Raw genomic sequence first — 22,665 nt, forward strand, 5'->3', positions numbered from 1 at the left:
GCGTGGGTAAGTTCCGGCTGGGGCAGCGGAGATCACAGAATGGTTACCCCGCCCTGGCCCATCTGGTCGGGCTGATCGGAAACCATCGAACCCTCCATACGTTCGGATGAGGTCACGTTCTGTTTCACCCGGATAAGCATCATGATCATGACCATCCCCCACCCCCATCCCATTCGCCGGTCCGGCGTTGCCTTCTGGTGGACGATGTTCGTCGGCGCGCTGCTGACGATCCTCGGCCTGCTGATCGGAGGGGGCGGTGCCTGGCTGATCGCGCTGGGCGGATCCTGGTATTACCTGCCCGCCGGGATCGCCCTGCTGGCCGCCGGCAGCCTGCTGCTTGCCGGCAATGCCGCCGGTGTATGGCTTTACGTCCTGACCTGGCTGGCGACCCTTGCACCCGGCAGCCACCATTTCATGGAGAGACCAGGATCGGCGACGCCATCATTGCCTACGCACTGCCAAAAAGCTGACGCCCGACGATGACGGCTTCGCGGGACGCTTCCATCCTGATCGTCGGCGCCGGCCCGACCGGGCTGACGGCGGCAGTCGAACTGGCAAGGCGCGGCATTGCACCTCGCGTCATCGACCGCAAGGAAGGCCCTACGCCGCTCGCCAAGGCGGTCGGCATCAGTTCGCATAGCCTGGACGTCCTTGAACCGTCCAAAGTCGCTGCCCGGTTGCTCGCCGAGGGATTGAAAATTCGTCGAGCCCGTTTCTACTTCGAAGGACGAGCACTCGGCGAGATCGATTTCTCGATCCTGCCGCACCGCCATAATTTTCTGCTGTCATTGCCGCAGCGCGACACCGAATCGCTGATGACCGACACGCTCAAGGGATTCGGCGTCGACGTCGAATGGCGAAGCACATTTGTCAGGATGGCCGAGCACAAAGGCCGGGCCGAGGTGCGGATCGAGGCGCCAGACGGCCGTGACGAGGCAAGTTTCGACCTTGTCTTCGGAGCCGACGGTGCGCAAAGCACGGTGCGTGATGCCATCGGCATCGGCTTCGATGGCTACACGCATCGGCGGCAATGGAGCATTGCCGACGCCGACATCGACGATTGGCCCTATGAGCCGATGGCCGCCCACGCATTTCTTCACAGGAACGGCGACGTCGGTTTTATCATCCCGATCGGCGAGAAGCGCTATCGCGCGGTTTCAAACAGCGAGGATGCGTTGGCGCGCATCCCCGGCAATTACCGGATCACGCGGTTGTTGCGGGCCGACCGCTTCCATATTCCGGTACGACAGGCGCCGCGCTATCAAACCGCATGCGTCTTCCTGGGAGGCGATGCCGCGCATGTGCATTCGCCGTTGGGGGCGCGCGGCATGAATCTCGGCATCGAGGACGCCGCGTCATTCGCCAGGCGTTTCGTCGACGGCACGCTTGCCGGCTACACAAGCGAACGCCACCCGGTGGGGCAACGGTGGATCACGCTCAGCGAGCGCATCCTCTCGGTGGCCCAATCGGACAACGGCATCATGCAAGGCGTCAGAAACGCGGCCTTCAGCGTCGTCGGCCATCTGCCGCTGCTGCAACGGCCGCTGCTGGAGCGTGTCGCCGGGCTCAAGGAATGACGTGGTCGCATAAACCTTTTCGCCGGACATGCGTTGTTGGGTTTCAAGCCAGGGAGATGACCATGCAGATGAAATCGGAAGTCGCCGGCGAGGCCGCCAAGCAACGGCACATCCAGCGCCGGATCGACGAGAAGGACAAGTCCAAATCCAATGGCAGGCAAAAAGGCGCCATGCAGGCCGGTGCCCGCAAATATCCCGAGCCGCCCTTCCCCGAGCAGCACCAGCCGAAGCCGGGGCATGAATGGGCGATCGAGCCGGCGCCGCTTTACGATGCGCCGTACTATATCGGATCGAAAAAGCTCGACGGCAAAGTGGCCGTCATTACCGGCGGCGATTCAGGCATCGGCCGTGCGGTGGCCGTGCTCTATGCGCGTGAAGGCGCCGATGTGGCGATCGTCTATCTCTCGGAGGATAGGGACGCCAGAGATACCAAAAGGGCCGTCGAAGCGGAAGGCCGGCGCTGCATCCTGATCAAGGCGGACGTCAGCGAACGCAACCACTGCCACAACGCGGTGGCTGAGATCGTGCAGGAGTTTGGGCGGATCGACGTGCTGGTCAACAACGCCGCTTTCCAGATCCACTCCAGCGATTTCAGCGAGCTGACCGAGGAGCATTTCGACACGACGCTGAAGACCAACCTCTACGGCTATTTCCACATGGCGCAGGAGGCCGTGCCGCACATGAAACCCGGTTCGGCGATCATCAATACCGGTTCAGTGACCGGCATCGAGGGCTCGAAGCAACTGGTCGATTACTCCATGACCAAGGGCGGCATTCATGCCTTCACCCGCGCGCTCTCGGGCAACCTTGTCGAGAAGGGCATAAGGGTCAACGCCGTGGCGCCAGGCCCGGTTTGGACGCCGCTCAACCCCTCGGACAAGGAAGCCGGCGATGTTTCGAAATTTGGCGCTGACACGCCGATGAAACGGCCGGCCCAGCCGGAGGAGATCGCGCCGGCCTACGTGTTCCTCGCCTCGCCGCACTGCTCGAGCTACATCACCGGCGAGATATTGCCGATCGTGGGCGGCTATTGACGGCATGTATTTCATTGCCCTGGCCACTGACTATGACGGCACGCTGGCGCATGAAGGGATCGTTGCCGAGAAGACGCTTGCGGCGCTTGAACGGTTCAAGAAGAGCGGCCGCAAACTCATTCTCGTCACCGGGCGCGAGCTGCCCGACCTCAAGCGCGTCTTTCCCGAAGTCGCGATTTTCGACAAGGTGGTCGCCGAAAACGGCGCGCTGATCTACACGCCGGCCAGCGAGGAGGAGCGGACGATATCTCCGCCGCCCGCCCCCGAGTTCATCGCCAAACTCAGGAAACGCGGTGTCAAACCGCTTTCGGTCGGACGCTCGATCATCGCAACCTGGGAACCGCATCAGGCTACCGCGCTCGAGGTCATCAAGAAATTGGGGCTGGAGCTGGAAATCATCTTCAACAAGGGCGCGGTGATGATCCTGCCCAGCGGCATCAACAAGGCGACCGGGCTGACAGCTGCGCTTCAGGACCTCAGATTGTCGCCGCACAACGTCGTCGGTGTCGGCGACGCCGAAAACGACCACGCCTTCCTGCGCGCCTGCGGCTTCAGCGTGGCCGTCGACAACGCACTGCCGGCAGTCAAGGATACGGCGGATCTCGTGACACGCGGCGCGCGCGGAAAAGGCGTCGAGGAACTGATCGCCAAGGTGGTCGAGCGCGATCGCGAGCTTGTGCCGAGCCGCGACGGCATTGTGCTTGGCTCGGAGAATGGCAAGGAGGTGTATCTGTCGCCAACCGATACGGTGCTGATCGCCGGCAGCTCCGGCATCGGCAAATCGACCCTGGCGACCGCACTGACGGAGCGCTTCGTCGAGAGAAAGTTCCAGTTCTGCATCTTCGATCCGGAAGGCGACTACGATGGCCTCGAAGGCGCCGTCCGGCTGGGCGACGGCTCGAACGCGCCGACGAAGACTCAACTGCTCGATCTCCTGGGGAAGCCGGACAACAATCTGGTCGTCAATGGCCTGGCGCTGCGCGTCAACGAGCGGCCGGACTTCTTTGCCGACCTGCTGCCGGGCCTTGGCGGTGTTCGCTTCCGCACGGCACGACCACACTGGCTGATCATCGACGAGGCGCATCACCTCTTGCCGAAGCGGCGCGACGACACGCCAATGGTGCTGGCCATGGAATTGCCGGGCACGATCCTGATCACGGTTCATCCGGACGCGATCTCAACCGAGGCATTGCGGCTGGTCACCGCCGTCATCGCACTCGGCCCCAAGGCGAAAAAGGTCATCAAGACGTTCTGTCGCGAGACCGGCACCGAACCGCCAAAGGACAAGGACCTGAACTCTCCAAAAGACGAGCGCGTGCTGTTCTGGCGGCCGCAGGCGCGCAAGAAACCTGCCATGGTCGAGCCGATCGAACCGCGGCAGTCGCTCAAGCGCCACAGCCGCAAATATGCCGAGGGCCAGCTGGACGAGAAGGGCAGCTTCTATTTCCGCGGCCCCGACAATGCGATGAACCTCCGCGCCCACAATCTGATGATTTTCGCCCAGATCGCCGAGGGCATCGACGACAGGACCTGGGAACATCATCTGCGCGCCGGCGACTATTCCGAATGGTTTCGCCACCAGATCAGGGACAAGGAACTGGCGCGCGAAACCGCCGAAGCGGAGAAAGACGGCACACTTTCGGCGCAGGAGAGCCGCAACCACATCCTGGACGCAGTGCGCCGCCGCTATACCGCGCCCGCCACCGCGCCAAAGGAATAGCTGCAACGGCGCCCCGCCGTGGAACCTCATCCGCCAAACGAGATTGTGTTCTATCGGGCGCCAGATCCATTCAATGCCGAATAATGCCCCGGAAGGAGACGATGGATGAGCAGCGACCGGGACAAGAATGGTCCTGTCTTTTCGGCGGAGCAGGCGCGGCAGGGCGAGATCATCCTGCGGACGCGGGCGCGCCGGATCATTTTCATCGCCGGCCTAGTGGGTCTCGTCTTGCTGGCATTGCTGGTGTGGTGGATTTGAATTCCTGACGCTGGAGCGAAATCATGAAATCACAGCTTGTTGCCGAAAGCGCCGGACAGAGAACGTTCGTCGTTGTGCTTGATCCCGGCGAAGAGGCGTTTGCGCAGCTGACGTCATTTGCGGTCGACCGTGGCGTCGGCGGCGCGTCGCTGACCGCGCTCGGCGCTTTCGAAAGTGCAACCGTCGGCTGGTTCGACCCTGGAGAAAGGACCTACCGGAAAATCCCCGTCCGGGAACAGTGTGAAGTGCTGAGCGCGATCGGCGATGTTGCCATCGGCGACGACGGCAGGCCCAGCTTGCACGTCCACGCAGTCCTTGGATTGAGTGACGGCACCACGAGGGGCGGTCATCTGCTGGACGGCATCGTGCGGCCGACGCTCGAGGTCACATTGGTGGAGACGCCTGGCCATCTGCGCCGCAGGCACCGTCCCGAACTCGGCGTCGCCCTGATCGACTTGGAGGCTTGATCCGAGCCGATCACTTCGTTGATTTGACTGCGGCCGTTTCGGGTACGACCTCCCAACCGAAGACGCTGCGGCCGCCGAGCAGATGCGATTGCTCGAACTCCCCGGCGACGATTTCCTTCAGGCTTGGGCCGGTGACATAGCGCTCGACCTGCCTCGACTGGTCGTCCAGCCGCCGCAACGCGCCGATCTCTTCATCACGGCCGAGCCTGGCCTTCTGGACAGCCGACTTCAGCACGCCGATCGTCTCGTCATAGACCTTCAGCGGCACCGGAAACGGGTGCCTGTCCTTGCCGCCATGCGCCAGCGAGAAGCGGCCGGGATCGGAAAATCGGCACGGCGCGCCATGCACCACTTCGGCGACCAGCGCCAGCGCCCGCACTGTGCGCGCGCCGACATTGGGCACCAGGAGAAGCCCGGCGAAATCTGTCGGGCCGCGCTCGGCCGCCGCGGCGATGTTGCCGTGCAGGCGGCGCATGACGACATCGCTTTCGCGTACATCGTGGTGCGCCGGCATCACCAGATGCGGCAGCAGCTTTTGTGCCGGCTCCGGCGCTGGCGCCGAACCCCGCTCCAAAGCGGCAAGCTCCCTCACGATGCGATCCGGTCCAAGGCCGTGCAGAAGGTCCAGTTGTCCCTGGCGCGACGCTTCGGCGCGGCGGTCGGTCAGGTTGACGATCTCGCCCTGATTGGCGCCCTCGATGGCAGCATGCGGTTGGTCGACAAAGCTCTTCAGGCCCTCGGACAGCCAGTGATAGCGGCGCGCCACCTTGCTGTCGCCGTTCATGCCTTGCTGCACCACCACCCAGTTGCCGTCATCGGTGACGATGAAGCCGTGCAGATAGAGATCGAAACCGTCCTGGACCGCGGCGCTGTCCACCTTGGCGACAAGCCGGCTGGCAGTCGCGAGGCCTTGCCCGTCGAGGCCGACACGCTCGCCGATCAGGGCAAGCTCGTGCGGGGTCTTGCGCGAATGCGCGCCGCGGCCGCCGCAAACGTGGATGCCGAGTTCGCCGGAAAGCGGCGACAGACCGCGCTTCAACGCTCCGACGACGCTGGTGGTGATGCCGGAGGAATGCCAGTCCATCCCCATCACGGCGCCAAAAGACTGGAACCAGAACGGATGCGCCAGCCGGCGCAGCAATTCATCGCGGCCGTAATGGTGGATGATCGCCTCGCACATGACCGCGCCAAGCCGCGTCATGCGGTCGCCGAGCCATTTCGGTACGCGCCCGCCGTGAAGTGGGAGATCAGCACTTCCCGATCGCTGTGCCACGGTCTTTTGCTTGCTCCTTGAGTCCTGCCTCGACAGATAGGTATCGAAAGGGGTGTGGAGAAGCTATGGCCTGATTCAGGCCGCGATCGTTGCGAGCCGCTAGAGCAATTCCAGGAAAAGTGTGAAACGGTTTTCCGTCCGGGATTGCGCAGAAACAAAGAGATAGAGCGTTTCGGCGTTTCCGTGAAACGATGAACCGCTCTAGCGGGCAGGTTCGCTGAGGAGATCAAACTTCTGGATCTCGCAATGCTCGCCCACCGATTCCAGCAGATCCATTGGCGGTGCCCCAGTGTCCGGCCGCCTCCAACTGATCTCGAACGAGAAAACAGGGTCTTTGAGATCCGGGCGCCTCTCTATCGCGACGAGGCGTGCCCGGTAGCCAAGCGGCCCGATCATCGTATCGAGTTCCTGTCGGGCTGCGGCCTTCCAGGTCAGTGCCAACTGGGCATGGTGTTCGCGCGACATTCGAAGGTCCACCCATTTCAGGACCAGCAACGTGGCCAGCGTCAGCGCCGTGCCGGCCGCGCCCAAGCCGTATTGGCCACCACCGAAAGCCAATCCGATCGCCGTCATCACCCACAACGTGGCCGCCGTGGTGACGCCGCTGACAAGATTGCCGCGGCGAAGAATGGCGCCACCGCCGATAAAGCCGACGCCGGTCAACACGCCCAGCGGAAAGCGCAAGACGTCCATCGATGCAAACGAATCCGGGTGCTTGCCAACGGTCTCGAGCAGAATACTGGCCTGGATCATTGTGATGGCGGCGGCCAATCCGACCAGCACGGTGGTGCGTAGCCCCGCCGCGTGCCCGCGCGCCTCGCGGTTGAGGCCTATCAACAGGCCGGCGAGCGCGGTCAGAAGCAGTCGTGCCGCGATGTCCTGCCAGACCGGAACAACGAGGAGCATCCCGTTCACCCGTCAGGCCAAGCGCTGCTGGCCAGGAATAGCGCCAAGGTCAAAGCGAACAAGGGCAAGAGCGTCTTCATCGCAAATTCTTTTCGTCGATAAGCAACAAACGATGCGCTTGGATTTTGGTTGCGCCGCCGACGATTCACCCCGGCGATGGGCAGCGGCGGAACAAAACCTTCGGCCTGCGGGTTGGTGGGTTCACGCCAACGAAGGATTTGCAGTCATGGTCCGCTTGCTGCTTGCCGGAGCCGTCGCTTATCTGGCCTATCGCATCACCAAGGAGATCGGCGGGACCGACGAGGTTGATCCGCTGTCGCCTTCGCCCGAGCAAACCGGCCGCAAGGCGCCGAGGCGGCAGAGCGGGGCACAGAGGAATGGCCGACGGCGGTAGCGAATGCCGTAGCGGCGGCGCGGACCAGCCATGACCGCATTTCCGTTGCCGCTCGACCTTCGTCCGATGGAAGCCAAAGCCGCCGATGCAATCCCTGGCGGCGACGGGCTTTGGCAATACGAGCCGAAATGGGACGGGTTTCGCTGCCTCGTGTTCAAGGGCGACGATGCCGTCGATCTGCGTGCAAAATCGGGCAAGCCGCTTGGCCGCTATTTTCCCGAACTGGTCGCGGTGCTGCGCGATGTGAGCTCGCGACGGTTTGTTGCCGACGGCGAGATTGTCATCGACGGATCGTCCTCGTTCGAGGCCCTGCAAATGCGCCTTCATCCCGCCGAAAGCAGGATCCGCAAGTTGAGCCTCGAGACGCCCGCCATGCTGATCCTGTTCGATATGCTGGCCGAGCCCGGTGGCAGGATCATCATCGAAGAGCCTCTCACCACCAGGAGGCAGGCGATTGGGGCCTTTGTCGCGTCGGCGGCACGGCCCCAACTGCACCTGTCCAAATATACGCACGACGCCGCCACCGCCGAGCGCTGGCTGCAAGGCGCCGGCCATGGCTCGACCGACGGTGTCGTTGCAAAACTGATCGCCGGGCCATACCGGCCCGGCGAGCGCGCCATGGTCAAGGTCAAGCGGCTGCGCACTGCGGATTGTGTGGTCGGCGGCTTTCGCTATCTCGCCGGCAGCAACGAAGTCGGATCTCTGCTGCTTGGCCTCTACAATAACGAAGGCAGGCTGGATCATGTCGGATTCACCTCGACCATCGGCAAGGACGACAGGGCGGCGCTGACCAGGCGGCTGGAAAAACTGCGGGCCAAACCGGGTTTCACCGGCAAGGCGCCGGGCGGGCCAAGCCGCTGGAGCACGGAGCGCAGCGGACAATGGGAGCCGATAAAGCCTGAACTGGTGGTCGAGGTTCGTTTCGACCATGTGACAGGCGACCGGTTCCGGCACGGAACCAAGCTGTTGCGCTGGCGGCCGGACAAAGAGCCGCGGCAATGCACGTTCGAGCAGATCGAGTAAGTCCGATCCGAGACACCGCTTCAAGGCGCTTGCTGCCCGCTCTACCGTTCATGACGGACCAATGCATCATTTCACCGGTTCGCCGCGGCCAACCGAGCCTTGGCAACCAAGGCTCGGTTGCGGTTTTGAAATCAGGCAGCTTCCTGCATGGCGCGTTCGTTGACGCCGCTTTCGCCGAGCTTGGAAAGCGCTTCGTCGGTCGCGACCTCTTCCTTGAGAGTTGCCCTGAGCAGCTCGACAACGTCGCTCTTGCCGAGTTCTTCCGCCCACGCGATCAAAGTGCCGTAGCGAGCGATCTCGTAATGCTCGACGGCTTGCGCCGCACCGACAAGCCCGGCGTCGAGCGCGGGAGCACCACTATACTCCTCGAGCATTTCCGAGCCCTCTTCGATGATGCCGTCAATCGCCGGACAGGTTTTGCCGCGGGCCGGCTTGCCGAATTTGTCGAACACCTCCTCGAGGCGGTCGACATGTCCTTCGGTTTCCATGCGGTGTTTCTCGAAAGCGGCGGTCACTTCTTCCGACTCCGCGCCCTTGGCCATTTTGGGCAGCGCTTTCAGTATCTTCTTCTCGGCGTAGTAGAGGTCTTTGAGCCCGTCGAGGAACAGATCCTCAAGGCCCTTGCTTGCCGCCTTCGCGGCCTTTTTCGTAGTCGCCATGATCCTCTCCCGAATGGTTGGTGCCGCCTCGCAAAGTGGAGGCGTCCGATAACCCTCCGACAGGAAACAAGTTCCCTGACGGTCCGGCAGCTTTGCAAATTTTTCCGACCTGCCGTGTGGTGTCGCAGGGGCCTTCGACCTGCGGCAGCAATCGGCCAGAAAAGCGCCGTCAGCGCTCGCCGATATGCTCGACCAGGCGGGTATATTCGGCCTCGGCCAGGCCGTAGCCGCCATCCGCCAGTGCGACGAGACCATCGCGATCGCGGATGATAATTTCGCCGCGGCGGGACCGGATGAGCCCTCGCCCCTCGAGCAGCTGCAGCGCGACCGTTACACCCGGGCGCCTTACGCCAAGCATGATCGACAGGAATTCGTGCGTGATCGTCAGCCGGCCGCCGTCCACCCGATCGTCACACATGAGAAGCCAGCGCGCCAGCCGGTCTTCAAGTTTCGATCGCGCGTTGACCAGCGCGGTATAGCCAGTCTGGACATGCAGATATTGCACGTAGCGCAGCAAGAACAGCCGCAGCGTCGGGCTTTGCGTCAGCGCCGCCTTGAACGGCTCGGCGTCGATCCTGGCGGCTTCTCCCGCCAGCTGCACATAGCAATCATGGACCGTACGGTCGTCGCCCATTATCAGGGCCGAGCCGGTCATACCTTCCAAGCCGACAAGGCCAACTTCCGCATCGCTGCCGTTCGGCATTTTCGCAACCACCGAACCGATGCCGTCCTCGAGGAAATAAATGGCCTCGATCGGCGATCCGGACACTTCGAGCGATTGCCGTAACTCCAGCGAACAGCGCTCGATGTGCGGCTCGAGAGATGCGAAATCGCCGGCGCTCATTCGGCGCAACAGCTTGTTTTTGTACGGATTTTTATTGGAATTTGCTGGATCAGACATAGCTGGGCCCAAAACAGGGCAAGAGCCTTTTTATCTCCCAGCCGTCCGCGCCCGGTATAACCTGCGGACGATAACGCTTATATAAGCACTGAAAGGTATGGAGCCTACTAAATAAAAAAATGAATCGATGCACGGCAGTTTCTCCTGCCGCTTGCCTACGAAAACATCCGACTGAAAGTTAGAGTTGGAAACGTACCAAAGTCGGTTTGGTACGAAAACGACAATTGAGATCGCCGGGCTCGAAAAGAGCCCGTCGCGAGGGATGCAACGGGCTCCATTCGGGCGTCGTGGGCTACGCCCAGTGATCCAAATGAGGGGTGGGTTGGATCGCAGCAACAATGCAGGTGCAAGGCAGTCGTTCCCAAACTGTCTGCTTGGTAATTTCCGTACATTGAGTTTGGACGAGAGCGGCGCTAATTGAATTGGAGTCGTCCACACAGGCACGGCGAGTGGACGCTTGAAAGACGCTTCGCGCTTTCGCCCTTTTCAAGGGAGGATGGCATGCCGATGCAAGGTGCAGCAACTCCAGCCGAACTGAGCGTGCTGAGAAAAGCGCTCGACGACTGCTGCCGCGAGTTGGGTGTTGCGGACGACAGTCCTGTCCGCGAGCGGTTGGCAGCCCGTATCATGTCGCTGTTCAACGAGGGTGTGCTCAACGCCGATCTGAAAGAAGCGCTGGCCGCCGATCGCCAACAATAAGCTGCTGCTGTGGTGGCGTCCTCGGCGCCGAAAGGTTCGGCACCGAGTCGCCCTTTCTAGCCAGGGTCCCGGTTTGCCAAGGATCTTGGAAATCTAGTCTTTTCACGACAAAACGCCCGGCGCTAATTACCAAGCGGCAGGCGTTTTTTGTCGCGAGCGTGACACTAACGCGTGTCGCGTTTGGCCGGCCTCATGCGACGCGCTTTAGCTTCCTGTTTTATGCATGTCGTTATCACAAAACCGCTGCACACTTTTGCACGACATGCATCAAATGCGCCCAAGCAGGACCAGGACAATGACGATAAGCAGCACCAAGCCGAGGCCGCCACCACCGTAATAGCCGGTGCCATAGAACGGTCCGCCGCCCAAGCCGCTGAAGCCGCCAAGCAAGGCAAGGACCAAGATGATGATGAGAATGGTTCCAAGGCCCATGATGTCTGCTCTCCTTGTTTGCGCTGCCGCCATTCGCATCAGCGCGTCGCATTGTACAAAGGTATGAACTCACAAGGAGCATTCCTGTTCCGGCGGGACGGTAAGGCGTACGCTCATGCGGCGAGCAAAATACCGGGCCGGGCCGTCAGAAAAGTCCACAGATGCATGCCCGCGGAGAATGGCATGGCGGTCGCCTTGAACACCCAAGAACATGCTGAAATTAATGGGGAATTTGTCGGAACCTTCGCCCGCCCGAACGGTTGTTTTCGTAGTCGCAACGCGACGACCCTCGTAAAAAGGAGAAGCATCATGCTCACGAAAATTCTCGCAGCTTCGGCGCTTACGATCGGTCTGGCCACGTCAGCGATGGCCCAGAACGTCGGCGATCCCTCCGGAGCCGCTGCCGACGGCAGCGGGCGGACGATAGTAGTCCCGGATAATGGCGGCCCTGACACCGGCACGGATTCGACCATCACCAACAGCATTCGCGATTTCTCAACGACGAATTCGAATGCCGACCGGAATTGCCCACCAGGCCCGCAGGGGGCTCTGCCCGACGCGACCGGCAAGTCTCCGGGCACGATGGCGCCGACGGTGAACGACAACCACTGCGGCAAGTAAGCGCCCGGTTTATCATAGTCTGTGATGAGGCTGCGGAGCGTACGCTCCGCGGCCTCATTGGTGATGAAAATCGGCCGTCTAACGGCAGCGGTGGTCGAAGCTGACCGCGATCTCCCGACCGTCCAGCGCCCGAACGATGAAGCCAACCAGTTCCTCGTCGGTTTGCCGGAACCAGGGAAAGCGTTTGCGCAAATCGGCTATGACGACAGTGGTCGAGAGAATGTCGCCCGAATTGTAGTCGGCCATGACGATATGAACGGCTTTGTCGGTATCAATACCGATTCCAAGCGGCGACTTGATCTGCCCCACGGAAGCCTCCACCCATCTGTCCCGGCAGACGATAGCAAGACTGCGGCAAAGCGAAAGAGCTTGTACGATTCCGTACGGTCCTACGGGTTGCGTTGCACTTTGCAGGACCCAGCCGGCGTGTTTTATTTAAATCATTTGCTTGGCTCGCGGCGGCTGTGGCCACTGCGACCAGGCAACCTCGTCGCAGCTTCCGCGTTGAGCCATCGGAGGGATGACATCAGCCTCGGAGAACCCCCATGAAAACGCTTCTATCCATCACTGCGGCAGCGATGATGGCCGGCGCGCCTTTGGCTGTTTTTGCCCAATCGGCGACGCTGACGCCGCTGACGACCGACACCATGAGCAAGGTTGACACCGCGACATTCGTCAAGACCGTGCCCATCGCCAATACATTTGAAATCGAATCGAGCCGACTTGCGCAGACGCAGGCGACGGCTGACGATGTGAAGGCCTTCGCGGCGCAGATGGTCACGGACCATACCAAGGCCGGCGAGGACTTCAAGGCGGCGCTCAGCAAGGGGCAGACGACTTCGGCCACCGCGCCGGCCGGCCCGTCGCTGGACACCAAGCACCAAGCGCTGCTCGACCAACTCAAGGAGGCCAGCGGGGACAGTTTCCAATCAAAATATATCGACATGCAGACCCAGGCGCATAAGGAAGCGGTGGCGCTGTTTTCCGCTTACGCGAATTCCGGCGACGATCCCGCGATGAAGGAGTTTGCCAAGAAGACGCTGCCGGTGCTGCAAATGCACGAACGTCACGTCAAGGACCTCGCTGCCGCACATCAATGAGAGCGAAGAGTGCCTTTTGCAAACGAAAGGCCGCCCCACACACGGCCTGTGTGACGCGGCTGTCGTCCGGCCACACGGCCGGGAACAAAGCACCGAGAGTGCCGTTATTTACCCGGCTTGTTCGGGGAGGATCCAATGGAAGGCGGCGTTCGCGGGGCGTCAAGGATAGTAGCGCCGGCTTTCGGCGCCGTCCTGGTCGCCGCTGTCACAGGCTGAAATCGCTTTCCGAACGGGACAGGCTGCCTTCATGCGCTACGGCGAGATATTTGCAAATGTTACGGCACTCATGTTGCTGGCCTTGATGATTGGCGGCGTCTTCGTCCTGTTTGGAGAGCCGCTGTGGCCGCGGCACTACGCGAGAATGGTGCTGGTTACGGATATCGATGCCATGACCACCGCGTCAGTCCGAACAAGCTGCCTGCCCAGTCCCTGCCTGCCCGACACCATCAATCATACCGTGCTCACTCCTCGCCCCGAGGACGGACCTTGATTTGCGATTTGCAGACGCTGGAGCTGGGTACGGAAAAGCCCGCCGCCCGAGCTGCGCGGCGGGCTTTTTTGGTGAATCAACCCACGGTAGACCGTCTGGCCACGACTAGGTCAGGATAATCACGATCTTGTAGGTATTCGGGTCGACGATGACGATCCGGCCGTCGGCGAGCACGAAATACTCATAGCCTTCGTAAGCCGGAACGATCTTGACGATGCGCGCCGGCAGACGATGCAGCCGGACCTTCTTTCGCGGGACCTCGACACCGACGGAGATGTCGAAATCGACGTTGGAAACGGGTTGGACGTTCGTCTCCTTGATGACCTGAGTGATCTCTGTCTTCTGCTCAACGGTCACATTGCTGATGGAAGCGGTCGAACTCTGGTCCTGCTGGGTAGAAGTATTGCTCTGAGCCTGGTTTGTGGTCGTGGTCCCAGCCTTACCCTGAGCCTGCTGTTCGGTCTGCATCTTGGAGCTGCCCTGAGCCTCCTCGGTGGTGGTGGTTCCAGCCTTGCCCTGGGCTTGCTCCTCGGTCTTCATCTTCGTGTTGCCCGTGGCCTGCTGGTCAGTCGTGGCGCCAGCCTTGCCTTGGGCCTGCTCTTCAGTCTTCATCTTCGTGTTGCCCGTGGCCTGCTGCTCAGTCGTAGCGCCAGCCTTGCCCTGAGCCTGCTCGCCGGTCTTCAGCTTCGGTTTGCCCTGCGCCTGTTGATCAGTGGTGGCGCCGGCCTTGCCCTGAGCCTGCTCGCCCATCTTGGCGCCGTTCTGGCAATTGGCAGTGCCGGCTGCACAATTGGCGCCGGACTGATCGTCGGTCGACTGCTGCGTCTGGGCAAGTGCGGCCCCGCAGCTGACGCTGATTGCTAACATGCTGGTGATCAGAACGCCTTTCATGAGAGATCTCCTTGGAAAACGCGTCCCTTCACCCCGCAAAACTGCGTCTAAAAAACTTTGTTCCAAACTAATGGAGGGAAACGGCAAGCGATCCGAGTGGCGGAACAAGCTCCACCTGATGACGTTACCGGCCTATAGCGACCCCGCTGCGAACAGCATGACGCGGCGCAGCGCAGAGGTGGCTCACGAGGAAAGGAGACAATCATGAGAATGCATCTTTCGGCGGCCGCGGCTGGGTTTTTGCTGCTTGCGGGTGTCGGCGCCGCTGCCGCTCAGGACGTGGTCATCGAACCGCAGCAGGAGACGATCGTACGCGAGTATGTGAAAAAGCAGCCTCTGGCGTCCGTCCAGCTTCCCGGCGTGGAGCTCAATGTCGGCTCGACCCTGCCCGATACCGTCGAGCTTCATGAGGTTCCCGACGTCAAATACCGCTATGTCGTCGTCGACAATCGGACCGTCCTGGTCGATCCTGGCACGCGCAGGATTGTAAAGGTCATCGAGTGAGCAAGCGCGTCGCTTTGAAGGGACATGCGGCGCGTCCAGCATTGTCGACATCCCGACGCAGAAAGGCCCGCCGTTTCGAAGCACGGCGGGCCTCATAGCGGAGACGAGGTCCGGACAATTTCTGAACCAGCATTGGCTTAGAACGCATGATCCCAGCACGCCCTGTGCTCGCCAGGCCCGAAACTTTGAGAGAATATTCCTGGCTTCGCATCTCGCGGGAAATACGGTGCTTTGATCCGACGGTCAGCATTCCCGATGATGCCGACAAGGCTTGGCACTCCGCCTGGCCGCAACGACTTCAGAACCGACGGGATAGATCATGTCTGGGAACACCAACACTTTGCACTCATTTTTCTCCGCAAGTATAAACCGGCGCGCCGGTCTCGCTGTACTTCTCGCATCAGCGGTTGCGATTGTCAGCCTTGCTGCGCCGTCGCTCGCCGAGGACAAGACGGCGGTCAAGGTCGGCATCATGAGCGGCGAGGACGAGGACGTCTGGCGCGTCGTCACCGCCCAGGCGGCGGATAGGGGCCTGACAATCGAGACCGTGGTGTTCAATGACTATACCCAGCCGAATGAAGCGCTCGAGCGTGGCGAAATCGACGCCAACGCCTTCCAGCACAAGCCCTATCTCGACAACCAGATCAAGACGCAGGGCTATCACATCGTCCCGGTCGGCTATACCGGGGTCTGGCCGATCGGCCTTTATTCCAAGAAGTACGCGAAGATTGCCGACCTGCCAGAAGGCGCGGTCATTGGCGTGCCGAACGACCCGTCCAATGAGGGCCGCGCACTGCGCGTCCTGCAGAGCGAACATCTGATCAAGCTCAGGGAAGGCACCGGCATTCTGGCGACGACCACCGACATCGCCGAAAACCCGAAGCACTTGGTCATCAAGGAGCTGGACGCAGGCATCGTCGGGCGCTCGGTGGAAGACCTCGACGCGGCCGTAGTCAACACGGATTGGGCGCTTAAAAGCGGCCTCACACCGGAGAATCGCATCGCCCAGGAGGCGGTGGCCGACAATCCCTACCGCAATTTCATCGCGGTCAAGGCCGGCAATGAAAACCAGCCCTGGGTAAAGACATTGGTCGCCTCCTATCAGAACGAAAAGGTGAAGGCCGAATTCGATCGGGTCTACAAGGGAACCGGCATCAGCGCCTATTGATGCCGAGCTCGACTGGGCGCCGAAGCCCGGCATGGTAAAGCGGTCCGCGCTTCAACGCGGACCGCGATCGCGTTTGCGGGACACCAATACAGGAACTTTCATGAACCAGCATTTCGCCTCGGTCACCGAAGTCATGCGTCCCGTCGGCGGCCGCTCCGCCGGACCGAACGATGTCGTGCGCCTCATCGAGCTGAAACGCCGCTTCGGCGCGACAGCGGCGCTGGACGGCGTGTCGCTCAGCGTGCGCCAGGGCGAGATCCTCGGCATCATCGGCCGCAGCGGCGCCGGCAAGTCGACGCTGATACGCTGCCTGAACGGCCTGGAGCGGCCGGATTCAGGACAGGTCTACATCGAAGGCCGCGACATCAGCCGGCTCGGCGAGCGCGAATTGCAGCCGCTGCGCCGGCGCATCGGCATGATCTTCCAGCATTTCAACCTGCTGTCCGCCAAGACGGTCGAAGACAACGTAGCGCTGCCGCTCAAGATCGAAGGCCGGCCCAGGGCCGAACGCCTGGCGCGCGCCGCCGAGCTGCTCGAGCTCGTCGGGCTGTCGGAGAAGGCGAAAGCCTATCCGGCGTCGCTGTCGGGCGGGCAGAAGCAGCGTGTCGGCATTGCCCGGGCGCTTGCGGCGCGCCCGGCGCTACTTTTGTCCGACGAAGCGACCTCGGCGCTCGACCCGGAGACGACGCGCTCCATCCTTGCCTTGCTGAGGGACATCAACCGGCAGCTTGGCCTGACCATCCTGCTGATCACGCATGAGATGGAGGTGATCCGCTCGATCGCCGACCGGGTCGCGGTGATCGACGCTGGGCGGATCGTCGAGCAAGGGCCGGTGTGGTCGGTCTTTGCCGACCCGAAATCGGCGATCACACAAAGCCTGCTCGGCGGCATCCGGCCGCAATTGCCGGCGGAGATCGCAAGCCGGCTAACGCAGAACGCCGGCGTGGAGGCGATCCTCAGGATCGACGTGGCCGGTGAGGCCGCCCGAAGCCCGCTTTTGTCCGATCTTGCCTCGGCAGTTCCCGGCTCGTTCCGCCTCGTGCATGGCGGCATCGATCACGTCCAGCAGCAGCCTGTCGGGACACTGTTCGTGGCGGTCGCCGGCAGCAATGAAGCTCACCTGGCAGAGGTGATCGCGTTCTTGAAAGCCCGCCAAGCGCGGGTGGAGGTGCTTGGCCATGTCGCCGGTTCTGTTTGAGCTTCTCGTCCGTTCAATCTGGGAAACGATCCTGATGACGGCCGCCTCCGGCCTCGTCTCGCTGGTTTTCGGGCTGCCGCTCGGCCTGGCGCTGGTCGCCACCGACCGCGGCGGCATCGCCGAAAACCTGTGGGTGAACCGCGCGCTTGGCGCTGTCATCAACGGCTTCCGCTCGGTGCCTTTCATCATCCTGCTGGTTGCGCTGATCCCGGTGACGCGGCTGATCGTCGGCACCTCGATCGGCACCTGGGCAGCGATCGTGCCGCTGTCGATCGCGGCGACGCCTTACTATGCCCGGATCGCCGAAGTGTCGCTGCGCGAGGTCGACCATGGGCTGATCGAGGCAGCACGCGCCATGGGCGGCAACCGCTGGACGATCATTCGCGAGGTGCTGGTGCCGGAAGCGTTGCCCGGCATCGTCGCCGGCTTCACGGTGACGCTGGTGACGCTGATCGGCGCCTCGGCCATGGCCGGTGCCATCGGCGCCGGCGGTCTCGGCGACCTCGCCATCCGCTACGGCTACCAGCGCTTCGAGACATCCGTCATGATCGCCGTGGTCATCGTCCTGATCGTCCTGGTCTGCGGCATCCAGTGGGCCGGCGACCGGCTGGTCGCGAGGCTGGACCACAGAGCGTGACCGGCGAACCGCGGCCAATCAACGCCTTTAATTTCCGGGAAAGTTCAGATTGTTCTCGATGGTCTCGCTGGCCCAAGCGAGCTTTTCGCGATCGTCGGGGCGCAAGGGAGCCTCGACCGCGACGGTGAACAAGTGCCAGGCGAGACTGTCGGATAGAAGCCATGTGGTGACCTGTTCGCTGAAGATCACGTGCCCCTTATCGAGTGTCTTGATGTTGCCGGTAATCAAGTCCGCACAGTGCAACATGGCCTCCGGGTAAGGGCTATCACGCCATGCCGCTAATGCAGCTGCTACATCCATTCCGGCAAGCACTATGCCCTCCAGCCAGGGAACCGCGTTCCCTTCATCGGGATGCATGGTCATCGCTTTTCGCCAGGCAGCCTGAAACAGCACCTCGACAGCCTGCTGTTCTTCCAACGGCCAATCACGCCAGGAGGTCCTTTCGAGCTTTGCGGCAATCACGTTGGCGTCGAACCCCATCGAAGGTTCGCCTTGGATGGCAAGTTCAAGCACTCTCGGCAGAAAGTGCCGGTAGTCATCGACGTCGCCGACCGTCCATATGGCCGATCCGGCATAGGCGCCGAGGTTTTCACCACTGAGCTCCCGAAGCGGACCACTGGATACTCCTCGAAAGATCGATTCCAAATCCTTGTACGGCGAGCCATGCAGGTGGCGGGGCGATGGATAAGACGCGAAAGCGGCATAGACGCGTTCGACTGCGTGGGCCAGTTCAGACGAGAGATCAGCCTCCAGGGGATTTGGGTTGCTCATCCGCTACGACTCCGAACAGGTCCCTGGCTTGCTCGGCGGTATAGTACCCTAGCTTGACATCCCGAGCGACCAATTGCGGATCGCGCTGCAACGGATCGCCGTAGCCGCCGCCGCCCGGTGTGCCGACGCGCACGCGGTCGCCTGCCTTCAACGCGATGTCCTGTTCCTTGGAGAGGTGCGGCGGCACATGTTCCTCGCCGTTGCGGAACACGGTGACCGTGTTGACCGCGCCGTCCTTGCCGCCGAGCGCGCCTTGCGGGCCGAAGCGGCCGTGATCCATGACGAAAGAGGCGCGGGCGTCGCCGCGCAGGATCTCTACCTCATAGGCGAGCCCAAACCCGCCGCGGTGCTTGCCGGCGCCGCCCGAGCCTTCGCGCAGCGCATAATGCCGGTAGAGCACCGGGAAGGCCTGCTCCATGATCTCGACCGGCGGCGACTTGGAGATGCCGATGGTAGAGCAGCCATTGGTCAGGCCGTCGTGACCGGCATTGCCGCCATAGCCGCCGCCGGAGATCTGGTACATGACATAATCGCGGCCACGGACCGGATCGTTGCCGCCGAGCGCGAAATTGCCGCTGGAGCCAGCCGGAGCCGCCGTCACCCTGTCCGGCAAGGCCTGCACCATCGCCGCGAACACCGCCTCGGCGATGCGCTGCGAAACCTCGGCCGCGCAGCCCGACACAGGGCGCGGATATTTGGCGTCGAGGAAGGTGCCTTCCGGCCGCTTGACGATCAGCGGTTCGAAGGCGCCGGCGCTGATCGGCACGTCCGGGAAAATATGGCGCATGGCGAGATACACCGAGGACAAGGTCGTCGCCAGAACGCTGTTCATCGGCCCGGCGCAGGGCTGTGATGAGCCCGAGAAGTCGAAGCTGAGCGTGTCGCCTTGTTTCTCGACTGCCAGCGCGATGATCAGCAGCTCGTTTACCACGCCGTCTGAATCGACGAAGGCCTGCGAGCGATAGATTCCGTCGGGAATGGCCGATATGTTGACGCGCATCTGTTCAGCGGCGCGGCGGCGCAATTCGGCGATCGCTTCGACAACCGTTTCATCTCCGTAACGATCCAGGATTCCGTTAAGCCTGTCCTGGCCGATCAGCAGTGCCGCCGCCTGCGCGCGGATATCGCCAATGCGCTGGTCGGCGACACGGATGTTGGAGCAGATGATGGCGTAGATCTCCGGGTCGAGCACGCCCTTCTTGAACAGTTTCACCGGCGGCAACCGCAAGCCTTCCTGCTCGACCGCCGTTGCCGAGGCGGAGAATCCGCCCGGCACCGAACCGCCAATGTCGGGCCAATGGCCGGTGTTCGACAGCCAGCAGAAGATCTTCCCGTCGCGGTAGACCGGCATGGCGAAGCGCACATCCATGAGATGGGTGCCGCCGAGATAGGGATCGTTGACGATGTAGATATCGCCCGGCTCGGGCGGCAGGCAGCGTCCGTCGGCGATCATCTCGATCACCGCTTTGGTCGAATACTGCATGACGCCGACGAACACGGGCAGGCCCTGGCTGCCTTGCGCGATCAGCGAACCATCGAGCGCCGAATAGATGCCATCCGAACGGTCATTGGCCTCGGCGATAACAGGCGAGAACGCGGCGCGCGAAAACGTCAGGTCCATTTCGTCGCAGACTTGCTGCAGGGCCGCCTGGAGGACCGAAAGCGTAATGGTGTCGAGCTGCGCCATCTCAGGCCTCACCGATGTCGATGATGATGTTGCCGTCGGCATCCGATCGCGCCCGGTCGCCGGGCTCCAGCACAGTCGTCGCGTCCATCTGTTCGAGGATCGCCGGCCCCATGATGACTGCGCCGAGCGGCAGCTTTTCCCTGCTGTAGACCGGCGTATCGTACCAGCGCCCGCCATACCAGACCGGCCGGATTTCGCGCCGCGCCTCTTCGAGCGTTTTGGCGCGCCCAGCCGGATCGATCAGCCGGGACAGATCGATGGTCGGCCGCACGCCAGTGACCGACGTGTTGAGGTTGACCAGATTGGCGCGGATCTCGGGTAGCTCGACCTTGAAGCGGGCGAAATAGGCACTCTCGAACAGTTGCTGCAGTCCCTCGCGTGTCACCGCAGACGACGGCAGCGGCACGTTGATGATATGCGTCTGGCCGACGAACTGCATGTCGGCGGAATGCGTGATACGGATTGCTTCCGGCTTCACCGCTTCCTTGCCGATCAGCTCCTCGCCTTCGTTTCGGTGCCGTTCCAATGTCTCGTGGAGTTGGGTTTCATCGAGACTGGCCACCGGCTGGTTGACCGTGTTGACGAAATCATGGCGCAGATCGGCGACGACGCAGCCGAGAGCATTGGTGATGCCCGGCCGCGCCGGCACCAGCACTTTCGGCAGACCTAGTTCGCGCGCCAATGCCGTCGCATGCAGCGGCCCGGCGCCGCCGAAGGCGAACAACGCGAAATCGCGCGGGTCGTGGCCGCGCGACACCGAGACCATGCGGATGGCGCCAGCCATTTTCACGTTGCCGAGCCGCAGCACCGCACCCGCCGCCTCGACGCCGGACAAGCCTGTGGCGCGGCCGATCCTGTCCTCGAATATACCGGTGACCCGCTCGACGGTGACCGGGTTTTCCACCGCGAGCAGCTTCTTCGGCGCCAGCCTGCCGAGCACCAGATTGGCGTCGGTGATGGTCGGCTCCAAGCCGCCGCGTCCGTAGCAGATTGGCCCGGGATTGGCGCCGGCGCTTTCCGGGCCGATCTGGATCAGGCCGGCCGCATCGACGCGGGCGATCGAGCCGCCGCCGGCGCCGACCGTATGCACCGCCACCATTGGCACGTGGATCGGCATCGCATATTCGATCTCGATCTCGTTCGACACCGCCGGCTCGGCGTTGCGGATCAGCGCCACGTCGGTCGAGGTGCCGCCCATGTCGTAGGTGACCAGATTTTCGAAGCCGGCGCGTTTTCCGGTATAGGCGGCAGCGATGACGCCGGAAGCGGGGCCGGACATGACGGTCTTGGCCGACTCACGTGTGACAAAGCGGGCCGAGATCATGCCGCCATTGCCGTTCATGATCAGGAAGTCGCGGGCGTAGCCTTTTGACGCCAGCTCCTTGCGCAGCCGCTCGACATAGCGTTCGAGGATCGGTTGCACCGAAGCGTTGACCGAAGCGGTCACCCCGCGCTCGAATTCGCGCGCCTCCGAAAGCAGCGCATGGCCTGTCGTGATGTAGCCGTTCGGCCAAAGCTCGGCCGCGATCTCGGCGGCACGCCGCTCATGCCTCGGGTTGGCGTAGGAATGCAGGAAATGGATGACGAGGGATTCGCAGCCGGCCGCGATCAGTTGTGAAATCGCTGCCCGCATCTCGGCCTCATCGAGCGGTATGCGCACCGCGCCCGAGGCCTCGACCCGCTCCGACACTTCGAGCCGCAGATTGCGCGGAATGATCGGCACGAATGTGCCTGTCATGCCATAGGCTTGCGGCCGTGTCCGCCGGCCAAGCTCGATGACGTCGCGAAAGCCGCGCGTGGTGATCATGCCGGTCTTGGCCAGCCGGCGCTCCAGGACCGCGTTGGTGGTGGTCGTCGTGCCGTGCACGATGAGGTCGATGCCGTCGACCGGAAATCCGGTGGCGCCAAGTGCCGAAACGACGCCGAACGCCTGGTTGTCGACTGTCGTCGGGGTCTTGGCGATGTGCACCCGGCCACCGTCACGGCCGTCGATCAGAAGCAGGTCGGTAAAAGTTCCGCCGACATCGATGCCGGCGACGACGCCGCCAGTTGAATCCAGCGCTTGCGCCGAAAAATTCTGTCCCATTGTCGAAACCCGAAATGCCCGAACTGCCTAGATGCCTTAGTTTGGAAAGCTGTTTTACGGTGGCGTCTTGACGCAAATATCGTTTGTATACTAATAAATTCCGGACACAAGAGCTTACCGCTTCGGAGTGTGCAAACGGCACGCTGGAACCTGACCGGTTCGGGCGCGC

General features: G+C 62.3%; 26 protein-coding genes. 16 read left to right on the top strand and 10 right to left on the bottom strand.

Annotated features, from left to right (window positions below; all coding sequences use genetic code 11):
* The first annotated feature begins 141 nt into the window (after positions 1–141).
* The 6 genes from NKH93_RS19895 to NKH93_RS19920 all read left to right on the top strand — a co-directional run bounded on the left by NKH93_RS19895 (position 142) and on the right by NKH93_RS19920 (position 5,056).
* Positions 142–483, top strand: a complete 342-nt coding sequence (locus NKH93_RS19895) for a hypothetical protein (RefSeq protein ID WP_352971538.1) — start codon at positions 142–144, stop codon at positions 481–483.
* Positions 480–1,577, top strand: coding sequence for an FAD-dependent oxidoreductase (locus NKH93_RS19900; RefSeq protein ID WP_352473073.1), 1,098 nt, complete (start codon positions 480–482; stop codon positions 1,575–1,577). Before NKH93_RS19895 ends, NKH93_RS19900 begins: the two co-directional genes overlap by 4 nt.
* A gap of 62 nt (positions 1,578–1,639) precedes the next feature.
* Positions 1,640–2,611 carry an SDR family oxidoreductase gene (locus NKH93_RS19905; protein WP_352473074.1) on the top strand — a complete coding sequence of 324 codons (972 nt, stop codon included), beginning with the start codon at positions 1,640–1,642 and terminating at the stop codon, positions 2,609–2,611.
* A 4-nt stretch (positions 2,612–2,615) separates the two neighbouring features.
* The gene (locus NKH93_RS19910; RefSeq protein ID WP_352971541.1) at positions 2,616–4,331 is read left to right on the top strand and encodes an HAD family hydrolase; all 1,716 of its coding nucleotides are present in this window, start codon (positions 2,616–2,618) and stop codon (positions 4,329–4,331) included.
* Positions 4,332–4,436: 105 nt separating this feature from the next.
* Positions 4,437–4,589, top strand: a complete 153-nt coding sequence (locus NKH93_RS19915; protein WP_352473077.1) for a peptide ABC transporter permease — start codon at positions 4,437–4,439, stop codon at positions 4,587–4,589.
* Positions 4,590–4,612: 23 nt separating this feature from the next.
* Positions 4,613–5,056 carry a PPC domain-containing DNA-binding protein gene (locus tag NKH93_RS19920; RefSeq protein WP_023677099.1) on the top strand — a complete coding sequence of 148 codons (444 nt, stop codon included), beginning with the start codon at positions 4,613–4,615 and terminating at the stop codon, positions 5,054–5,056.
* Positions 5,057–5,066: 10 nt separating this feature from the next.
* Here NKH93_RS19920 and NKH93_RS19925 read toward each other — a convergent pair whose 3' ends face one another.
* Positions 5,067–6,329 carry a DUF763 domain-containing protein gene (locus NKH93_RS19925; RefSeq protein WP_352769225.1) on the bottom strand — a complete coding sequence of 421 codons (1,263 nt, stop codon included), beginning with the start codon at positions 6,327–6,329 and terminating at the stop codon, positions 5,067–5,069.
* Between the two features lie 201 nt (positions 6,330–6,530).
* The gene (locus NKH93_RS19930; RefSeq protein WP_352473102.1) at positions 6,531–7,235 is read right to left on the bottom strand and encodes an MgtC/SapB family protein; all 705 of its coding nucleotides are present in this window, start codon (positions 7,233–7,235) and stop codon (positions 6,531–6,533) included.
* A gap of 226 nt (positions 7,236–7,461) precedes the next feature.
* Between NKH93_RS19930 and NKH93_RS19935 the strand changes: the two genes are divergently transcribed.
* On the top strand, positions 7,462–7,629 hold the full coding sequence (locus tag NKH93_RS19935; protein ID WP_352614260.1) for a hypothetical protein: 168 nt from the start codon (positions 7,462–7,464) through the stop codon (positions 7,627–7,629).
* 30 nt (positions 7,630–7,659) lie between these two features.
* Positions 7,660–8,652: an ATP-dependent DNA ligase gene (locus tag NKH93_RS19940; RefSeq protein ID WP_352971544.1), complete on the top strand. Its 993-nt coding sequence runs from the start codon at positions 7,660–7,662 to the stop codon at positions 8,650–8,652.
* 131 nt (positions 8,653–8,783) lie between these two features.
* Here the strand turns inward: NKH93_RS19940 and NKH93_RS19945 are convergent, their stop codons facing one another.
* Entirely contained in the window at positions 8,784–9,311 is a 528-nt protein-coding gene (locus NKH93_RS19945; RefSeq protein WP_352614258.1) for a YciE/YciF ferroxidase family protein, read from the bottom strand.
* 169 nt (positions 9,312–9,480) lie between these two features.
* Positions 9,481–10,212, bottom strand: coding sequence for a Crp/Fnr family transcriptional regulator (locus tag NKH93_RS19950; RefSeq protein WP_352473082.1), 732 nt, complete (start codon positions 10,210–10,212; stop codon positions 9,481–9,483).
* Positions 10,213–10,713: 501 nt separating this feature from the next.
* On the opposite strand from NKH93_RS19950, the gene NKH93_RS19955 reads away from it, so the two are divergent.
* Positions 10,714–10,911, top strand: coding sequence for a hypothetical protein (locus NKH93_RS19955; protein WP_352449586.1), 198 nt, complete (start codon positions 10,714–10,716; stop codon positions 10,909–10,911).
* Positions 10,912–11,178: 267 nt separating this feature from the next.
* Here the strand turns inward: NKH93_RS19955 and NKH93_RS19960 are convergent, their stop codons facing one another.
* Entirely contained in the window at positions 11,179–11,343 is a 165-nt protein-coding gene (locus NKH93_RS19960; RefSeq protein ID WP_352539854.1) for a DUF3309 family protein, read from the bottom strand.
* A 183-nt stretch (positions 11,344–11,526) separates the two neighbouring features.
* Between NKH93_RS19960 and NKH93_RS19965 the strand changes: the two genes are divergently transcribed.
* Positions 11,527–11,964, top strand: a complete 438-nt coding sequence (locus NKH93_RS19965) for a hypothetical protein (RefSeq protein WP_352971547.1) — start codon at positions 11,527–11,529, stop codon at positions 11,962–11,964.
* Between the two features lie 78 nt (positions 11,965–12,042).
* Here NKH93_RS19965 and NKH93_RS19970 read toward each other — a convergent pair whose 3' ends face one another.
* Positions 12,043–12,273, bottom strand: a complete 231-nt coding sequence (locus tag NKH93_RS19970; RefSeq protein WP_352473085.1) for a hypothetical protein — start codon at positions 12,271–12,273, stop codon at positions 12,043–12,045.
* A gap of 236 nt (positions 12,274–12,509) precedes the next feature.
* Here NKH93_RS19970 and NKH93_RS19975 point away from each other — a divergent pair, with 236 nt between their 5' ends.
* Together NKH93_RS19975 and NKH93_RS19980 are read left to right on the top strand one after the other, a co-directional pair.
* Positions 12,510–13,064, top strand: a complete 555-nt coding sequence (locus NKH93_RS19975; protein ID WP_352473087.1) for a DUF4142 domain-containing protein — start codon at positions 12,510–12,512, stop codon at positions 13,062–13,064.
* Between the two features lie 247 nt (positions 13,065–13,311).
* Entirely contained in the window at positions 13,312–13,554 is a 243-nt protein-coding gene (locus NKH93_RS19980) for a polymerase (protein WP_352971549.1), read from the top strand.
* Positions 13,555–13,659: 105 nt separating this feature from the next.
* Here the strand turns inward: NKH93_RS19980 and NKH93_RS19985 are convergent, their stop codons facing one another.
* Positions 13,660–14,445: a DUF1236 domain-containing protein gene (locus NKH93_RS19985; protein ID WP_352971551.1), complete on the bottom strand. Its 786-nt coding sequence runs from the start codon at positions 14,443–14,445 to the stop codon at positions 13,660–13,662.
* A gap of 204 nt (positions 14,446–14,649) precedes the next feature.
* On the opposite strand from NKH93_RS19985, the gene NKH93_RS19990 reads away from it, so the two are divergent.
* The 4 genes from NKH93_RS19990 to NKH93_RS20005 all read left to right on the top strand — a co-directional run bounded on the left by NKH93_RS19990 (position 14,650) and on the right by NKH93_RS20005 (position 17,952).
* Positions 14,650–14,949, top strand: coding sequence for a DUF1236 domain-containing protein (locus tag NKH93_RS19990; protein ID WP_352473090.1), 300 nt, complete (start codon positions 14,650–14,652; stop codon positions 14,947–14,949).
* 319 nt (positions 14,950–15,268) lie between these two features.
* Entirely contained in the window at positions 15,269–16,117 is an 849-nt protein-coding gene (locus tag NKH93_RS19995) for a MetQ/NlpA family lipoprotein (RefSeq protein WP_352473092.1), read from the top strand.
* A 133-nt stretch (positions 16,118–16,250) separates the two neighbouring features.
* Positions 16,251–17,315, top strand: a complete 1,065-nt coding sequence (locus NKH93_RS20000; RefSeq protein WP_352971710.1) for a methionine ABC transporter ATP-binding protein — start codon at positions 16,251–16,253, stop codon at positions 17,313–17,315.
* On the top strand, positions 17,296–17,952 hold the full coding sequence (locus NKH93_RS20005) for a methionine ABC transporter permease (RefSeq protein WP_352820853.1): 657 nt from the start codon (positions 17,296–17,298) through the stop codon (positions 17,950–17,952). Before NKH93_RS20000 ends, NKH93_RS20005 begins: the two co-directional genes overlap by 20 nt.
* Positions 17,953–17,979: 27 nt before the next feature.
* Here NKH93_RS20005 and NKH93_RS20010 read toward each other — a convergent pair whose 3' ends face one another.
* From NKH93_RS20010 to NKH93_RS20020, 3 genes are read right to left on the bottom strand one after another with little or no spacing between them, the layout of a single operon-like run.
* Positions 17,980–18,723, bottom strand: a complete 744-nt coding sequence (locus NKH93_RS20010) for a hypothetical protein (protein WP_352971554.1) — start codon at positions 18,721–18,723, stop codon at positions 17,980–17,982.
* Complete coding sequence (locus NKH93_RS20015; RefSeq protein WP_352971556.1) at positions 18,695–20,410, bottom strand: hydantoinase B/oxoprolinase family protein; 1,716 nt, start codon at positions 20,408–20,410, stop codon at positions 18,695–18,697. The genes NKH93_RS20010 and NKH93_RS20015 overlap by 29 nt, the downstream gene beginning before the upstream one ends.
* Before the next feature lies 1 nt (position 20,411).
* Positions 20,412–22,496, bottom strand: a complete 2,085-nt coding sequence (locus NKH93_RS20020) for a hydantoinase/oxoprolinase family protein (protein ID WP_352971558.1) — start codon at positions 22,494–22,496, stop codon at positions 20,412–20,414.
* Positions 22,497–22,665 lie beyond the last annotated feature (169 nt).

Origin of the sequence: Mesorhizobium sp. M0954 (assembly GCF_040319155.1) — a bacterium.
GTDB lineage: Bacteria > Pseudomonadota > Alphaproteobacteria > Rhizobiales > Rhizobiaceae > Mesorhizobium.

Coding starts and splice junctions, on each gene's coding strand:
- NKH93_RS19975 (WP_352473087.1), top strand. CDS start 12,510: ATGAAAACGCTTCTATCCATCACTGCGGCAGCGATGATGGCCGGCGCG.
- NKH93_RS19930 (WP_352473102.1), bottom strand. CDS start 7,235: ATGCTCCTCGTTGTTCCGGTCTGGCAGGACATCGCGGCACGACTGCTT.
- NKH93_RS19905 (WP_352473074.1), top strand. CDS start 1,640: ATGCAGATGAAATCGGAAGTCGCCGGCGAGGCCGCCAAGCAACGGCAC.
- NKH93_RS19985 (WP_352971551.1), bottom strand. CDS start 14,445: ATGAAAGGCGTTCTGATCACCAGCATGTTAGCAATCAGCGTCAGCTGC.
- NKH93_RS20020 (WP_352971558.1), bottom strand. CDS start 22,496: ATGGGACAGAATTTTTCGGCGCAAGCGCTGGATTCAACTGGCGGCGTC.
- NKH93_RS19990 (WP_352473090.1), top strand. CDS start 14,650: ATGAGAATGCATCTTTCGGCGGCCGCGGCTGGGTTTTTGCTGCTTGCG.
- NKH93_RS19960 (WP_352539854.1), bottom strand. CDS start 11,343: ATGGGCCTTGGAACCATTCTCATCATCATCTTGGTCCTTGCCTTGCTT.
- NKH93_RS20000 (WP_352971710.1), top strand. CDS start 16,251: ATGCGTCCCGTCGGCGGCCGCTCCGCCGGACCGAACGATGTCGTGCGC.
- NKH93_RS20015 (WP_352971556.1), bottom strand. CDS start 20,410: ATGGCGCAGCTCGACACCATTACGCTTTCGGTCCTCCAGGCGGCCCTG.
- NKH93_RS19910 (WP_352971541.1), top strand. CDS start 2,616: ATGTATTTCATTGCCCTGGCCACTGACTATGACGGCACGCTGGCGCAT.
- NKH93_RS19895 (WP_352971538.1), top strand. CDS start 142: ATGATCATGACCATCCCCCACCCCCATCCCATTCGCCGGTCCGGCGTT.
- NKH93_RS19935 (WP_352614260.1), top strand. CDS start 7,462: ATGGTCCGCTTGCTGCTTGCCGGAGCCGTCGCTTATCTGGCCTATCGC.
- NKH93_RS19950 (WP_352473082.1), bottom strand. CDS start 10,212: ATGTCTGATCCAGCAAATTCCAATAAAAATCCGTACAAAAACAAGCTG.
- NKH93_RS20010 (WP_352971554.1), bottom strand. CDS start 18,723: ATGAGCAACCCAAATCCCCTGGAGGCTGATCTCTCGTCTGAACTGGCC.
- NKH93_RS19940 (WP_352971544.1), top strand. CDS start 7,660: ATGACCGCATTTCCGTTGCCGCTCGACCTTCGTCCGATGGAAGCCAAA.
- NKH93_RS19995 (WP_352473092.1), top strand. CDS start 15,269: ATGTCTGGGAACACCAACACTTTGCACTCATTTTTCTCCGCAAGTATA.
- NKH93_RS19945 (WP_352614258.1), bottom strand. CDS start 9,311: ATGGCGACTACGAAAAAGGCCGCGAAGGCGGCAAGCAAGGGCCTTGAG.
- NKH93_RS19900 (WP_352473073.1), top strand. CDS start 480: ATGACGGCTTCGCGGGACGCTTCCATCCTGATCGTCGGCGCCGGCCCG.
- NKH93_RS19955 (WP_352449586.1), top strand. CDS start 10,714: ATGCCGATGCAAGGTGCAGCAACTCCAGCCGAACTGAGCGTGCTGAGA.
- NKH93_RS19965 (WP_352971547.1), top strand. CDS start 11,527: ATGGCGGTCGCCTTGAACACCCAAGAACATGCTGAAATTAATGGGGAA.
- NKH93_RS19915 (WP_352473077.1), top strand. CDS start 4,437: ATGAGCAGCGACCGGGACAAGAATGGTCCTGTCTTTTCGGCGGAGCAG.
- NKH93_RS19980 (WP_352971549.1), top strand. CDS start 13,312: ATGCGCTACGGCGAGATATTTGCAAATGTTACGGCACTCATGTTGCTG.
- NKH93_RS19920 (WP_023677099.1), top strand. CDS start 4,613: ATGAAATCACAGCTTGTTGCCGAAAGCGCCGGACAGAGAACGTTCGTC.
- NKH93_RS20005 (WP_352820853.1), top strand. CDS start 17,296: ATGTCGCCGGTTCTGTTTGAGCTTCTCGTCCGTTCAATCTGGGAAACG.